At 70.1% G+C, this 15,079-nt stretch carries 12 protein-coding genes; 9 read left to right on the top strand and 3 right to left on the bottom strand.

Annotated features, from left to right (window positions below; genetic code table 11):
• Position 1 precedes the first annotated feature (1 nt).
• The 6 genes from ACIO5D_RS12855 (at position 2) to ACIO5D_RS12830 (ending at position 7,504) form a co-directional block, all read left to right on the top strand.
• Positions 2-124 carry a hypothetical protein gene (locus tag ACIO5D_RS12855; RefSeq protein WP_030304873.1) on the top strand — a complete coding sequence of 41 codons (123 nt, stop codon included), beginning with the start codon at positions 2-4 and terminating at the stop codon, positions 122-124.
• 118 nt (positions 125-242) lie between these two features.
• Entirely contained in the window at positions 243-659 is a 417-nt protein-coding gene (locus ACIO5D_RS12850) for a BlaI/MecI/CopY family transcriptional regulator (RefSeq protein ID WP_363606030.1), read from the top strand.
• A gap of 9 nt (positions 660-668) precedes the next feature.
• The gene (locus ACIO5D_RS12845) at positions 669-1,205 is read left to right on the top strand and encodes an amino-acid N-acetyltransferase (protein ID WP_363606031.1); all 537 of its coding nucleotides are present in this window, start codon (positions 669-671) and stop codon (positions 1,203-1,205) included.
• Positions 1,206-1,297: 92 nt separating this feature from the next.
• A complete protein-coding gene (locus ACIO5D_RS12840; RefSeq protein WP_363606033.1) occupies positions 1,298-1,648 on the top strand; it encodes an Lsr2 family protein in 351 nt (116 codons plus the stop codon).
• A gap of 635 nt (positions 1,649-2,283) precedes the next feature.
• On the top strand, positions 2,284-4,803 hold the full coding sequence (locus tag ACIO5D_RS12835) for an ATP-dependent Clp protease ATP-binding subunit (RefSeq protein ID WP_363606034.1): 2,520 nt from the start codon (positions 2,284-2,286) through the stop codon (positions 4,801-4,803).
• Positions 4,804-5,155: 352 nt separating this feature from the next.
• Positions 5,156-7,504 carry an immune inhibitor A domain-containing protein gene (locus ACIO5D_RS12830; RefSeq protein WP_363606036.1) on the top strand — a complete coding sequence of 783 codons (2,349 nt, stop codon included), beginning with the start codon at positions 5,156-5,158 and terminating at the stop codon, positions 7,502-7,504.
• A gap of 97 nt (positions 7,505-7,601) precedes the next feature.
• Here the strand turns inward: ACIO5D_RS12830 and ACIO5D_RS12825 are convergent, their stop codons facing one another.
• Entirely contained in the window at positions 7,602-8,771 is a 1,170-nt protein-coding gene (locus ACIO5D_RS12825) for a beta-eliminating lyase-related protein (protein WP_363606038.1), read from the bottom strand.
• 348 nt (positions 8,772-9,119) lie between these two features.
• Here ACIO5D_RS12825 and ACIO5D_RS12820 point away from each other — a divergent pair, with 348 nt between their 5' ends.
• Positions 9,120-10,052, top strand: a complete 933-nt coding sequence (locus tag ACIO5D_RS12820) for a M23 family metallopeptidase (RefSeq protein WP_400795044.1) — start codon at positions 9,120-9,122, stop codon at positions 10,050-10,052.
• Positions 10,053-10,207: 155 nt separating this feature from the next.
• Here ACIO5D_RS12820 and ACIO5D_RS12815 read toward each other — a convergent pair whose 3' ends face one another.
• On the bottom strand, positions 10,208-10,837 hold the full coding sequence (locus ACIO5D_RS12815; RefSeq protein WP_363606041.1) for a helix-turn-helix domain-containing protein: 630 nt from the start codon (positions 10,835-10,837) through the stop codon (positions 10,208-10,210).
• Positions 10,838-11,069: 232 nt separating this feature from the next.
• Here ACIO5D_RS12815 and ACIO5D_RS12810 point away from each other — a divergent pair, with 232 nt between their 5' ends.
• Entirely contained in the window at positions 11,070-12,686 is a 1,617-nt protein-coding gene (locus ACIO5D_RS12810; RefSeq protein ID WP_400654307.1) for an MDR family MFS transporter, read from the top strand.
• 75 nt (positions 12,687-12,761) lie between these two features.
• Here ACIO5D_RS12810 and ACIO5D_RS12805 read toward each other — a convergent pair whose 3' ends face one another.
• Positions 12,762-13,694 (bottom strand): A/G-specific adenine glycosylase, encoded by a 933-nt coding sequence (locus ACIO5D_RS12805; RefSeq protein ID WP_400756259.1) that lies wholly within the window; start codon positions 13,692-13,694, stop codon positions 12,762-12,764.
• A gap of 196 nt (positions 13,695-13,890) precedes the next feature.
• Here ACIO5D_RS12805 and ACIO5D_RS12800 point away from each other — a divergent pair, with 196 nt between their 5' ends.
• Positions 13,891-14,757 carry a hypothetical protein gene (locus tag ACIO5D_RS12800; protein ID WP_400795042.1) on the top strand — a complete coding sequence of 289 codons (867 nt, stop codon included), beginning with the start codon at positions 13,891-13,893 and terminating at the stop codon, positions 14,755-14,757.
• Positions 14,758-15,079 lie beyond the last annotated feature (322 nt).

Here is a 15,079-nt window from a genome sequence, read left to right as displayed (position 1 = left end):
GATGGACTACGTCAGCGCGATCGTCCCGCCGCTGGTCATGGCGATCGGCTTCGGCTTCCTGGTGCGGGCCATCATCCGCAGCCAGGGCGGAGCCCAGAAGGCCAAGGAGGATCTGGCCGACTGACCTGTCGGCCGTCCGCGAACACCACCGCGCCGCCATTCCCGATTCCGGGGGTGGCGGCGCGCCGGTTTGGCGGTACTTCACAAGATTTGCCCCATTCACTCCCTATCCTGGCCGCACTATGGTCCGGCAACTCGGCGAACTTGAGAACGCCATCATGACCCGGGTGTGGCAGTGGAACCGACCGGTGACGGTTCGCGAGGTTCTCGTGGATCTGCAGTCGGAACGCGATATCGCGTACACCACCGTGATGACCGTCCTCGACAAGCTCCACAGAAAGGGCTGGCTGCGCCGCGAGCGCGCCGGACGGGCCTATCGATATGAGCCGGTCTCGTCCCGCGAGGCCTACACGGCGGCCCTGATGAACGATGCCTGGGCCACCAGTGACAATCCCGCGGCGGCCCTGGTGCACTTCTTCGGCCTGATGTCCCCCGAGCAACGGGAGGCACTCCGCGACGCGTTGCGGGTGGCCGCTCTGTTCCCGCCCGATCCGGATAGCCCGGATACCGAGGAGACCGCGCCGGGCCCGACGCGATAGCGTCCCGCCATGGAGGTCACCATCCGCCGGGCGCGGACCACGGACGTGCGGGCCGTACGCGGGCTCATCGACGCCTACTCACGCGACGGCATTCTGCTCGACAAGCCCACCGTCACCCTGTTCGAATCCGTCCAGGAGTTCTGGGTCGCGGAACGCGACGACAACGGGGCCGTGGTGGCCTGCGGCGCGCTGCACGTGATGTGGGAAGACCTCGCCGAGGTGCGCACACTCGCGGTGGATCCGTCCTGCCGCGGACACGGGGTGGGACACCTCCTTCTGGAGAAGCTGCTGCAGACCGCGCGCTGGCTCGGCGTCCGTCGGATTTTCTGCTTGACGTTCGAGGTGCCCTTCTTCGCGAAACACGGTTTCGTCGAGATCGATGAGCTCCAGGAAACCGATGATGGTACGACAGACCCGGCGGCGGTCGCTACGGATGTCTATGAAGAACTTCTCCGCTCGTACGATGAAGGTGTCGCGGAGTTCCTGGACCTGGAGCGGGTGAAGCCCAACACACTGGGCAACTCACGCATGCTGCTGCACCTCTGAGCGGCTCCCGGCGCGGTCAGGGGTTTGTGTTTTCCGGGGAAAGGCGCTTTCCTTTCCTTAGGCAATGGGTCGTTTAACGGAAAGGGAAGCCCGTGGCACAGAGGGTGCAGGTCATTCTTGAAGACGATCTCGACGGTGGTTCGGCGGACGAGACGGTGACGTTCGCGCTCGACGGCGTTGCCTACGAGATCGACCTGAAGAGCGCCAACGCGGACAAGCTGCGCGGTCTGCTGGCGCCGTATGTGGAGAAGGGCCGCAAGCAGAGCGGCCGGCTGGCCGGCGCCCGGCGCCCCGGCCGCGGCACGGCACCGCGCCCGTCCGGCAGCGCTCCGGACACCGCCAAGATCCGCGCGTGGGCCAAGGAGCAGGGCCTGGAGGTCAACGACCGCGGCCGGGTGCCGAGCACCGTCCGCGAGGCCTACGACAAGGCCAACGCGTCCTGATTCCGGCGCCGTCCGACCGCCGGAGCGGATGCGGGGCTCCGGCGGCCGCGTGAGACGTCACACGGCACACGTGCGGGGCGCGGGGGGAATCTCCTCCGCGCCCCGCGGTGCGCCCCCGGTGCCCGCCGCCGGCCCGGGCGTCCGGGGCACCGGCTCGGGCGGCGGAACAATCACGAGCCGTGCAACGCTGTAAGGGCGAAGCGGTAACGCGGACACCACCGGGACGGTGCGACGGCCGCGGCTGAACCACCGTCACCGCCGGCCGACTTCTCGCCAGGCGAACACCATCGCCACGGAAACTGCGCGAGAACCACCCCGATACCGGGTATGAATGCCGGTGGACGGGGTCGTGTACCCCGCCCGGGGCAGTACGCGTGACCGGCCGGGGGCCGTCCGGCTGCGCCGAGGCAGGTGTTGTTCGCCGATGGCGTAGCGGTATCCGGTGCATCCGGCCCACCTGTGGGAACACCGTCTCCCAGCATCAGGTTGGGATTGGTGTCGGCTGGTCGCGCAGCATCTCGCTCCCGTAGCGGGGAGTGAATCCGTGGGCCGCGCCGCTGAGCGGGACTAGCATGCGGAAGGACAGGGCGGGGACCGACCCCGAACTGCCCGACCGCTCTGAGGAGCGATAAACGATGTTCGAGAGGTTCACCGACCGCGCGCGGCGGGTTGTCGTCCTGGCTCAGGAAGAAGCCCGGATGCTCAACCACAACTACATCGGCACCGAGCACATCCTCCTGGGTCTGATCCACGAGGGTGAGGGTGTCGCCGCTAAGGCCCTGGAGAGCCTCGGGATTTCTCTTGAGGCCGTTCGCCAGCAGGTCGAGGAGATCATCGGCCAGGGCCAGCAGGCCCCGTCCGGTCACATTCCCTTCACCCCCCGGGCGAAGAAGGTCCTGGAGCTGTCGCTCCGGGAGGCCCTGCAGCTCGGTCACAACTACATCGGCACCGAGCACATCCTGCTCGGCCTCATCCGCGAGGGCGAGGGCGTCGCCGCCCAGGTCCTGGTGAAGCTCGGCGCCGACCTCAACCGGGTGCGCCAGCAGGTCATCCAGCTGCTCTCCGGCTACCAGACCGGGGGCGGCAAGGAGTCGGCCACGGCCGGCGGGCCCGCCGAGGGCACCCCGTCGACCTCGCTGGTCCTGGACCAGTTCGGCCGCAACCTCACCCAGGCCGCCCGCGAGGCCAAGCTCGACCCGGTGATCGGGCGCGAGAAGGAAATCGAGCGGGTCATGCAGGTGCTGTCCCGCCGCACCAAGAACAACCCCGTGCTGATCGGTGAGCCCGGCGTCGGCAAGACGGCCGTGGTCGAGGGCCTGGCCCAGGCGATCGTCAAGGGCGAGGTCCCGGAGACGCTCAAGGACAAGCAGCTCTACACGCTGGACCTGGGCGCCCTGGTGGCCGGCTCCCGCTACCGCGGTGACTTCGAGGAGCGCCTGAAGAAGGTCCTCAAGGAGATCCGCACCCGCGGCGACATCATCCTGTTCATCGACGAGCTGCACACCCTGGTCGGCGCGGGCGCCGCCGAGGGCGCCATCGACGCCGCCAGCATCCTCAAGCCGATGCTGGCCCGCGGCGAGCTGCAGACCATCGGTGCCACCACCCTGGACGAGTACCGCAAGCACCTGGAGAAGGACGCCGCGCTGGAGCGCCGCTTCCAGCCGATCCAGGTCGCCGAGCCCTCGCTGCCGCACACCATCGAGATCCTCAAGGGTCTGCGCGACCGCTACGAGGCCCATCACCGGGTCTCCATCACGGACGCCGCCCTGGTCGCCGCCGCCACCCTGGCCGACCGGTACATCTCGGACCGCTTCCTGCCGGACAAGGCCATCGACCTGATCGACGAGGCCGGTTCGCGCATGCGCATCCGCCGGATGACCGCGCCGCCGGACCTGCGCGAGTTCGACGAGAAGATCGCCGACGTGCGCCGCGAGAAGGAGAGCGCGATCGACGCGCAGGACTTCGAGAAGGCCGCGTCCCTGCGCGACGACGAGAAGCAGCTCCTGCAGGCCAAGACCAAGCGCGAGAAGGAGTGGAAGGCCGGCGACATGGACGTCGTCGCGGAGGTGGACGAGGAGCTCATCGCGGAGGTCCTGGCCACCGCCACCGGCATCCCGGTCTTCAAGCTCACCGAGGAGGAGTCCTCGCGGCTGCTGCGCATGGAGGACGAGCTGCACAAGCGCGTCATCGGCCAGAAGGACGCCATCAAGGCGCTCTCCCAGGCCATCCGGCGCACCCGTGCGGGCCTCAAGGACCCGAAGCGCCCCGGCGGCTCGTTCATCTTCGCCGGCCCGTCCGGTGTCGGTAAGACCGAGCTGTCCAAGACGCTCGCCGAGTTCCTCTTCGGCGACGAGGACGCACTGATCTCGCTCGACATGTCCGAGTTCTCGGAGAAGCACACCGTCTCCCGGCTCTTCGGTTCGCCCCCCGGCTACGTGGGCTACGAGGAGGGCGGCCAGCTGACCGAGAAGGTGCGCCGCAAGCCGTTCTCCGTCGTCCTCTTCGACGAGGTGGAGAAGGCCCACCCGGACATCTTCAACTCGCTGCTGCAGATCCTGGAGGACGGTCGGCTGACCGACTCCCAGGGCCGCGTGGTCGACTTCAAGAACACCGTCATCATCATGACGACCAACCTCGGCACCCGGGACATCTCCAAGGGGTTCAACCTGGGCTTCGCGGCCACGGGCGACTCCACCACCGGGTACGAGCGGATGAAGGCGAAGGTCGGCGAGGAGCTCAAGCAGCACTTCCGCCCCGAGTTCCTGAACCGTGTCGACGACATCGTGGTCTTCCACCAGCTGTCCGAGGAAGACATCATCCAGATCGTCGACCTGATGATCGACAAGGTGGACGGTCGGCTCAGGGACCGTGACATGGGCCTGGAGCTCAGCATCGAGGCCAAGAAGCTGCTGGCCAAGCGCGGCTACGACCCGCTGCTCGGTGCCCGTCCGCTGCGCCGCACCATCCAGCGCGAGATCGAGGACCACCTCTCCGAGAAGATCCTCTTCGGCGAGCTGCGGGCCGGCCACATCGTGGTCGTCGGGGTCGAGGGCGAGGGCAAGGAAGCGAAGTTCACCTTCCGGGGCGAGGAGAAGTCCGCGGTCGCGGACACTCCGGCCGCGGTCGCCTCGTCGGGTCCGGACCTGACGAAGTAGCAACAGTTAACAGATAACAGCACACGGTCTGGGCCCCTGGCGTTCGCGCCAGGGGCCCGGGCCGTTTTGCGTGGCATCGCGGAAGCCGTGACGCGTCCCACGAAGTCGCAGCTGGCGGGCCCGGCCGGGGGCTGGTGTGCGTGCGACCGGATTTCAAGGCAACTTTAACGCTACGGATATTGACAGATCGTCAGCTGATAGGGAGTCGCGGAGCATAGCGCTGTGGCCATGTCACGGTCAAGGTCTATCTTTTCCGCCCCCGCTTGGATCAAATACGTCCCACCTGTCTTTCATTGGTTCACCGGAAGGCCAAGAGCCGGACCGGTTTGGGGAGGACGTCACAACGTTGAAGATGACCAGGAAAGCCGCTGCGGCCGCCACGGCCGGGGCGGTCATAGCCGCGCTCGGCGCGGGGCTGTTCCCGAGCATGGCCGTCGCGGCCGGCTCTGCCCCCGTCCCGAACGACCCGGCCGACGCCGTTCAGATCAGCACTGATCACAACATTCCGGGCCCGCTGACCGAGAAGGTCGAGGCCGAGCAGAAGCTCGCCACCGAGCAGCTGCTCGCCGGCACCGCCAAGATCGAGCAGCACGGCGGCGGCAGCAGCATCAAGCTCGGCAAGGACAAGTACGTCGAGCTCGCCCGTGAGCGCACGGACAAGATCTTCACCATCCTGGTCGACTTCAGCGACCAGGTGGACAACACCACCAAGACCGCCGATGGCAAGATCAAGTACGGCGGCACCCCCGGCCCGCAGCGCAACCAGATCGAGAAGCCGGACCCGGCCACCAACAACTCGACGCTGTGGCAGGCCGACTACAACCAGCAGCACTACCAGGACCTGTACTTCAGCAAGAACCAGGACTCGCTGAAGACCTACTACGAGAAGCAGTCCTCGGGCCGCTACTCGGTGGACGGTCAGGTCACCGACTGGGTGCGGGTGCCGTGGAACGAGGCCCGTTACGGCTCGGACTTCTGTGGCCAGCACGTCTGCAACAACGCGCAGGACCTGATCCGCGACGGCATCAACGCCTGGGTCGCCGACCAGAAGGCCAAGGGCCAGACGGACGCTCAGATCAAGGCCACGATCTCGCAGTACGACCAGTGGGACCGGTACGACTACAACCACAACGGCAACTTCAACGAGCCGGACGGTTACATCGACCACTTCCAGATCGTGCACGCCGGTGAGGACCAGTCGGCCGGCGGTGGCAAGCAGGGCACCGACGCGCTCTGGGCCCACCGCTCGTACGTCTACAGCACCCAGGCCGGCTCCACCGGCCCGTCCGACAACAAGCTGGGTGGCACCCCGGTCGGCGACACCGGCATCTGGATCGGCGACTACACCATGCAGCCCGAGAACGGCGGCCTCGGTGTCTTCGCCCACGAGTACGGTCACGACCTCGGCCTCCCGGACCTGTACGACACCACGGGCAGCGGAATCGACAACTCGGTCGGCTTCTGGTCGCTGATGTCCTCCGGATCCTGGCTCGGCGAGGGCAAGAACTCGATCGGCGACATGCCGAACGACCTCGACGCCTGGAGCAAGCTCAAGCTCGGCTGGCTGAAGTTCGACAAGGCCAAGGCCGGCACCGAGTCGACCCACCACATCGGCCCGGTCGAGTTCAACACCAAGCTGCCGCAGGCACTGGTCGTCGACCTCCCGAAGAAGCCCGTCACCACCGTGATCAACACCCCGTACGCGGGTGCCAACGAGTGGTGGAGCGGCAGCGCCGACGACCTGAACGTCACGCTGACCCGCGACGTCGACCTGACCGGCAAGACCACCGCCTCGCTCACCGCGAAGGCCTGGTACGAGCTGGAGCAGGACTTCGACTACGCCTACGGCGAGGTCTCCACCGACGGTGGCGCCACCTGGAAGGCCCTGGACGGCACCTTCAACGGCGTCGCCCTCCCGCACGACCCGGCCGACAACGCCGCCCTGAGCGGCACCTCGGGCAACAAGTGGGGCGACCTGGTCTTCCCGCTGGACGCCTACGCCGGCAAGGCCGTCAAGGTCCGCTTCCACAACACCACGGACGGCGGCCTGCACCTCAAGGGCCTGGCCCTGGACGACATCGCCGTCACCGCCAACGGTGCCACCGTCTTCTCCGACGGTGCCGAGAACGGTGACAACGGCTGGACCGCCAACGGCTTCTCGCGGACCACCGGCAAGTTCACCCAGGACTACGCCCAGTACTACATCGCCGAGAACCGTCAGCCGATCTCGTACGACCGGACCCTGAAGACCGGCCCGTACAACTTCGGCTTCGCCGACAGGCCGAACTGGGTGGAGCACTACCCCTACCAGGCCGGTCTGCTGATCTGGCTGTGGGACACCTCCCAGAGCGACAACAACGTCACCAACCACAAGGGTTCGGGCCTGCTCCTCCCGATCGACTCGCACCCGACCCCGCTGAAGTGGAACGACGGCACCCTGATGCGCCCGCGCATCCAGGGCTACGACTCCACCTTCGGCTCGCGCAAGGTCGACAGCCTGACCCTGCACAAGAACGGCGTCGAGACGGTCGTCCCGAAGGCCAAGGGCATCGACTCGTTCAGCGACCTGAAGTCGTACTGGTCGGCGGACAACCCGTACAGCAGCGTCATCGTCCCCAAGACCGGCACCAGCATCGAGGTCGAGAACGAGTCCTCGAACTACCTCGAGACCTGGATCCGCGTCCGCCCCGTCGACAACTGATCGAACCGAGCAGTGACGATCAGCCTGTGACCAGGCAGCACTGATACACCCTGTCCGGCCCGTCCCCGCACCGCGCGGGGGCGGGCCGGACGTCTGTTCAGGCCGACCGGCGCGGCAGCAGGGCGAGGAAGGCCGCCGCGGCCTCGGCGACGTCCGCGGCCGTCCACTCCAGGGCGTCGGCGGCCACCGTGACCTCCGTCATCGACAGACCCGGCAGGCCGTTCTCGCGCCAGCCGCCGAACAGCGCGGTCCGCGACTCCTCCGCCAGCCGCAGACCCGCCTCCTCCAGCTCCCCGGGAGCGTGGGGAAGCCAGAGCTGGAACTGGTGGGTGTGCGGCGGGGCCGGGTGGACCCGGGCCCCCGGCACGGCCGCGAACGCCTCGGCCAGGGCCGCCGCGACGGTCCTCGCATGCGTCACATACCCCTCCAGGAGCGGCAGTTCACGATCCAGCCCGGCGAGCGCGGCCAGCGCGGCCGGCCACTGCTGGAAGAGCTGGCCACCGTACCGGTGCCGCCAGGTCCTGGCGGTCCGGACGAAGCCGGCCCCGCCGGCCAGCGCGGCGCCGCTGAGCCCGCCGAGGGTCTTGTAGAAGGAGACGTAGACCGAGTCGGTCAGCGCGACGATCTCCGGCAGCGGGCGGCCGAGATGGACCACCGACTCCCAGATCCGGGCGCCGTCGAGGTGCAGCGCCGCGCCGTGCTCCGCCCGGACGACCTCGGCGACGGCCGCCAGTTCCTCCCAGTCCGGCAGGACGAACCCGGCCTCGCGCAACGGCAGCTCCAGGATCATGGCGGCGTACGGCTCGTCGAAGCCGCGGAGCTCGGCCACCGTGGGCAGACGCGGCGCGATGGTGGGCCAGACGCTGCGCAGCCCGCTGAGGGCGCTGAGCGCGTGCCGCTCGTGCTGCTCGGTGTGGCCGAGCGGATGCGCCGCGACGGTCCGCAGCCCGGCGGCCTCGGCGTGGATCCGCAGCGCGATCTGCTGCGCCATGGTGCCGGTGGGGAAGAAGGCCGCGTCCTCGGTGCCGAGCAGCCCGGCGATCCGGCACTCCAGGGTCCGGACCACGCCGTCGCCGTACATGTCCGGCCGGCGGTCCAGGTCGTACACGCTCGCGCCCTCCTCGGCCAGGGCGGCGAGGCGGTCGCGCAGGCTCTGCGGCCGGGCGCCGGAGAGCAGCCGCTCACAGCCGCGCAGTGCGGCGAAGCGGCGGTCCTGGATGCTCTGCCGGTCGCCGCCTTCGGTCTCTTTGCTCCTATTGGCATACATGCGTTGATGGTCCCGCAGCAGGACCGTCCGGTCAGCGGTGCGGACAGGGGCGGACGGCCAAACCCCGGCGGCGGGTGGCACTGGTCACAGCGCCGCGCTCCGATACGAGCGGCGGTAGTAGAGCGGTGCGGTGGCCGGCCGGGGCGACGAAAGCCGTGAACTGACGATCGGATCACGTGATCGTTACTCCGTCGGCTTGAATCTCCGACGCAACGCTGACTACACGCCGTAGTAGGTCACGCCGTTTGGGACTCCGCTCGGTGACGGTTAAACCTGAGTGGTCCCCCGCTCAGCACGCCCGAACGGGCCCCTGTGCTGCCCCCGTACGTTCGTGAGGTTGAGCTACCGATGTCCTCTGTCCCGCCCATGGGGCCGGCTCTGCGCCGCCTCGCCGCCCGCACGGCGGCCCAGGCGGCGGCCTGGCAGCCCAGGCTCGGCCGCGCCGTCCGCACCCATACCGCACCGCTGCGCGCACTCGCGGCGCCCGCTCCCGCCCTGCCCTGCACCCGGCTCTGGGACGACCGGCACCGCACCGTCACCGCGGTCGGCGCCACCGCGGTGATACTGTCCGGCGCCCTGCTGGTCGCTTCCCCGGGCAGCGCCTCGGCCCAGACGGTCATACCCACCACCCCCGGCAGCTCGGCCTTCACCGCCCCGCAGGGCGCGGCCCCCGCCCCAGGCCTGGTCCAGGTGTCGGGGCCGAGCCCGTACAAGCTGCCGCACGAGCAGGACTCGGCACAGGAGTACGTGACGGTCGCCGCGAATCTCCTGCCCGTCGAGCCACCCGTCGAGGTGCCCGCCGAGCCGGCCCCCGCCGAGGACCAGGCGCCCGCGCCCGAACCGGCCCCGGAGCCGGCGCCCGCCCCCGCGCCGGAGTGGTCCGCCCCGGTGCCCGGCGCGCCCACCAGCAACCCGTACGGCGTGGCCAACCCGGAGTACGCGGCCGGCTATCACACCGGGGTGGACTTCGCGGTCGCCCCGGGCACCCCGCTGCTCGCGGTCGGGAACGCCACCGTGGTCTCGGCCGGCTGGGACGGCGCCTACGGCAAGGAGGTCGTCCTGCGGCTGGCGGACGGGCGCTTCGCGCAGTACGCGCACCTGTCGTCGGTCTCGGTGTCGACGGGCGACCGGGTGGCGGCGGCCGAGGAGATCGGCCGGTCCGGGAACACCGGCAACTCGACCGGGCCCCACCTGCACTTCGAGATCCGTGCCAGCAACCACTACGGCGCGGTGATCAACCCGATCGCGTACCTCTCCGGGCACGGGGTCACCGGGTTCTGACGACCGCGCCGGTGGCCGGGCGGCCCGGTCACCGGCGCTTTCGCCGGTCGGGCCGCCCTTCGGTGTGCTCCGCCGCGGGGCGGCCCGGGCGGCCACGAGCCGGCTGCGGGTCGGACGTGTGGACCGGACGTGTGGACCGGACGGGCGCGGGCGGGTCAGACGTGCGCGGCCGGGTGGCCGATCAGGCCGCCGATCTCCAGCGCGACCTGCTGCGCGGCCGTCATGGCCTCCCCCAGGGTGGCCACCTTCGCCTCGCCGTCCTGCGGGTGGTCCGCCGCCTGGCATTCGGAGATGTCCTGCTTGAGCATGAACAGCGCCGAGTTGATGGTGAACAGCGACATCGCGGCGCGCAGCCGGTTCTGGAAGCTCGCGTCCGGGCCGTGCACCAGCCGGATCATCGCGACCATGCGCTCCTTGAACTCCAGCCCGGCCGGCGACTCGCGCAGCGCGGGCTGGTTCTCGTGGAAGAACCGCAGCAGCGGCGCCCGCTCGGACATTCCGGCCGCGAACCGCCGGATCAGCTCGTCCCGGAGCTCCGGCGTCCACGGCTGCTCGCGGCCCCACGCGATGGTGTCGTCGATCGGCGCGGCCATGCTCTGCACGATGCCGTGGACGATGTCGTCCTTGGTCTTGAAGTGGTAGTAGAGCGCGGCCTTGGTGACACCGAGCCGGTCGGCGATCTCACGCAGCGAGGTCTGCTCGTAGCCGTGCTCGGCGAAGAGCTCCAGTGCGACCGCGATGATGCGGGCCCGGGTGTCGCTACGGGGGCTGTGCGTGGTGCCCATGGCCTGCCTCATGACTGCGTCGGTGACTGCTGCTGCGCTCGGCGGGCGCCGGTCGGAGCGCCCGCCTCGGGCTCATTCTCCCTGGCCCGGAGATCCGTGGGAAAACTGGCTTGACGCCCGGCTGGTAAACAACCTACCGTGCCGACGGTCAGGAAACTAGCCGGGCGACAAGTAAGTAAGCCGTTGCAGGCCCGACGGTCGTCCAACATCCAGTCCGGGAGACACGGAACCCATGTCACAACCGAAGGCCGACAACCCGGCACCGGAGAAGAGGACGGCCGAGGAGGAGGTACCGCGGTCACCCCGCGAGATCCGCCTGGTCATGGTCGGCCTGGTGGTCACCATGCTGCTGGCCATGCTCGACAACCTGATCGTCGGCACCGCGATGCCGACGATCGTCGGCGACCTGGGCGGTGCCGAGCACCTGTCCTGGGTGGTCACCTCGTACACCCTGGCCACCGCCGCCTCCACCCCGATCTGGGGCAAGATCGGCGACCTCTACGGCCGCAAGGGCACCTTCCTCACCTCGATCGTGATCTTCCTGGCGGGCTCGGCCCTCTCCGGGCTCTCGCAGAACATGAACGAGCTGATCGGCTTCCGCGCCCTCCAGGGCCTCGGCGCCGGCGGTCTGATGGTCGGCGTGATGTCGATCATGGGCGCGCTGGTCCCGCCGCGCGACCGCGGCAAGTACCAGGGCATGTTCGCCGCGGTGATGGCGCTCGCGACCATCGGCGGCCCGCTGGTCGGCGGCTTCATCACCGACCACCTGAGCTGGCACTGGACCTTCTACATCAACCTGCCGCTCGGCGTCGTCGCCCTCGCCGTCGTGGTGGTCACCCTGAAGCTGCCGAAGGTCCGCAGCAAGGCCCGGATCGACTACCTCGGCGCCGTCCTGCTCACCACCGGCATCACCTCCCTCACCCTGATCACCACCTGGGGCGGCCAGGAGTACGCCTGGGGCTCCAAGCAGATCCTGGGCCTGGCCGCGCTCGCCGCCGCCACCCTGATCGCCTTCTGCTACGTCGAGCAGCGGGTCCAGGAGCCGATGCTCCCGCTCGACCTGTTCAAGAACCTGAACTTCACCCTGGTCTCGCTGATCGGCTTCATCGTCGGCTTCGTGATGTTCGGCTCGACCGTCTTCCTGCCGCTCTACCAGCAGACCGTGCAGGGTGCCTCGGCCACCAACTCCGGCCTGCTGCTGATGCCGATGATGTTCGGCATGCTGGTGGTCTCGCTGGTGGTCGGCCAGGCGGTGACCAAGACCGGCAAGTACCGGATCTTCCCGATCATCGGCACGATCGTGATGACCGTCGGCATGGCGCTGCTCTCCACCCTCTCCACCGAGACCAGCAGCTTCACCTCCGCCTGCTGGATGGTGGTACTGGGCGCCGGCATGGGCTTCCTGATGCAGATCACCATGCTGGTCGCGCAGAACAGCGTCGAGCTCAAGGACATGGGCGTGGCCAGCTCCACCGCCACCCTGTTCCGCACCATCGGCGGCTCCTTCGGTGTGGCGCTGTTCGGCGCGCTGTTCAACAACCGGGTCACCGCGACCATGAAGGAGCGGCTCGGCGACGCGGCCTCGGGCGGCGGCGCGCAGGCCGACCCGGGCCAGATGAGCCCGGCCGCGCTCCGGGCGCTGCCCGCCCCGGTCCAGGACGCCTACCACCACGCGGTGGCCAACGGCATGCACACCGTCTTCCTCTGGGGCGCGGGGGTCGCGGTGATCGCGATCGCCGCCGCGGTCTTCATGCGCGAGGTGCCGCTGCGCGGCGCCGGGACGCCGCCGGAGGACGGGAAGGACGGCGGGAAGTCCGCCGAGCTCAACGCCGAGGCAGTGGCGATCTGACCTTACGCAAATCCCCCCTCTCACCCGAGAGGGGGGATTTCTTTTTCTCCGGGCTCCGCCCCGGAGTTCGTCACGTCATTGCGGCAGGCGGTAGACACCCTGCTCGACCGGCTCGACCAGGCCGTCGGCCACCAGCCCGTCCAGCGCCCGGGCCCGCTGCACCGCGTCCGGCCAGACGGCGTCCAGCCGGGCCTGCTCCACCGAGCCGTGCGCGTCCCGCAGCACCGCCAGCAGCTTGCCGCGCACCTGCCGGTCGGTGCCCTCGTACGACTGGCCGCGCCGGGCCGGGCCCTCGTAGGGCGGGCAGCCGGCCCGCTGCCAGGCGCAGTGGCTGAACAGCGGGCAGCCGCCGCACTCGGGGCTGCGCGCGGTGCAGACCAGCGCGCCCAGTTCCATCACACCGACCGCCCAGGTCGCCGCCGTCTCGGCCGCGTCCGGCAGCAGCGCGGTCGCCGTCCGCCGCTCGGCCGCCGTGGTGGCCTGCGCGGGGTACTCCACGCCCGTCACGGCGCGGGCGAAGACCCGGCGGACGTTGGTGTCCAGCACCACATGCCGCTGGCGGAAGGCGAACGAGGCCACCGCCGCCGCCGTGTACTCCCCCACCCCGGGCAGCGAGAGCAGCGTCGCGTGGTCGTCCGGCACCTGGCCGTCGTGCCCCTCGGTGATCGCCACCGCCGCCGCGTGCAGCCGCAGCGCCCGCCGGGGGTAACCCAGTCGCCCCCACATCCGGACGGCCTCGCCGGGCGCGTCCGCCGCCAGGTCCGCGGGGGTGGGCCAGCGCTCCAGCCACGCCCGGTACGCGGGCAGCACCCGCTTCACCGGGGTCTGCTGGAGCATGAACTCGCTCACCATCACCGCCCAGGGCGAGGCCTCCGGCGTCCGCCACGGAAGATCGCGCGCGTTGGCCTCGTACCAGCCGAGGACGGTCGAGTGCAGCACCGGCAGCGGCAGCGCCGACGGGGCGGCGGCGGGTGCGGGGACGGCGGGGGTGACGGTGATGGCAGCCATGGCCCTTCGATCCTCCCACGACCGCGCTCACGCCCGCGCCCCCGGCCGAATCGGAGCGCGCTGCTCCGGATGGTCTACGGAAAAACCCTCGTTTCGGTCTCCCCCGAACGGCGCAAATGGCGGATCATGTGAAGGAAGGGGCGACTGTGCGGTGTTGGTACGTCAAGGGACACACACTGTCTCGTAGAGTTTGGGCGTGCCTTCTCTGCGTCAACCCGTGGGACCACTGCCGGCCTCGATCTACTGGCGCCGGCGCATCGTCGTGCTCGCCGCCGCCGTCGTGGTCATCGCCCTGATTCTCTGGCTGATGTCCGATCAGGGCGGCGGTGGCGACGACTCCCAGGGCAAGGCCGCCCAGGCCGTGCCGTCCCAGTCCCAGTCACCCGCCCAGGCGATCACGCCCGGCGCCTCCCCGAGCGGCCCCGTGAGCGGCGCACGCCCTGGCGGCGGTGCCGCTCCGAGCGGCGGCGCGGTCGCCGGCTCCGGCGGCGGCGATGTCAGCCTCAGCACCGGCGGCACCGGCGGGGGCAGCGCGCCCAGCCCGGCCCCCGGCGGCGCGGGCGGTGGTACGGGCGGCGCGGGCGGCAGCGGCGGCTCGACCGGCGGCAACGGTGGCGGCACGCCGCCGGTGAACACCACCGAGGTGATGGCCCTGCCGGTCTGCGCCTCGTCGCAGGTGACGCTGGAGCTGGCCAGCGCGCAGAACTCCTACCAGCCCAAGGACAAGCCCCGGCTGGCGCTGACCATCCACAACTCCGCCGGCAGCAACTGCCGAGTGGACCTGGGCCGGACGACCTCCGCCATCACCGTGACGGCCGCCAACGGCGACCGGATCTGGTCCTCCGGCGACTGCCCGGCGGACCGTGGCAGCAGCTGGGTGCAGGTCCCGGCGAACGGCGGCATGACCGAGACCTTCACCTGGGACCGCAGCCGCAGCAAGCAGCAGTGCGCCACGGCCGACCCGGCGCCCGCCACGGCCGGCACCTACCTGGTGGTCGCCGACCTCGCCGGCCTCTCCGGCGGCCAGGTCTCGGCGCGCTCCTCGATCCGGCTGGAGAACTGACCTCCACTCAGCCGTCCCGTCCGAAGCCCCGGCCACCGCGCCGGGGCTTCGGCGTTTCCGGCCCTTCCCGGCGTTCCCAGCACCTCCCCGCACTTCCTGTGCCTCCCGCACTTCCCGGGCACCCCTGGCACCCCTGACACCCCTGGCGCCCCCGGGCACGCCGCCCGGACGGCGTTCCGCGGCGCCGTCCGACGCGTTCCGGCCGCCTCGACGGGGCACCGCGCGACCACGGCGTTGAGGAACGGTATCGGCCGGTGACGCCCGGATGGCCCCGGGTGGCACCGAGGCCGGGCCGACGCCCGCCGGATGCCCGTTTCATCCG

The organism is Kitasatospora sp. NPDC087315, assembly GCF_044744345.1.
In the GTDB taxonomy this organism is placed as follows: Bacteria; Actinomycetota; Actinomycetes; order Streptomycetales; family Streptomycetaceae; genus Kitasatospora.
This window is presented reverse-complemented; position numbering and strand designations above follow the sequence as displayed.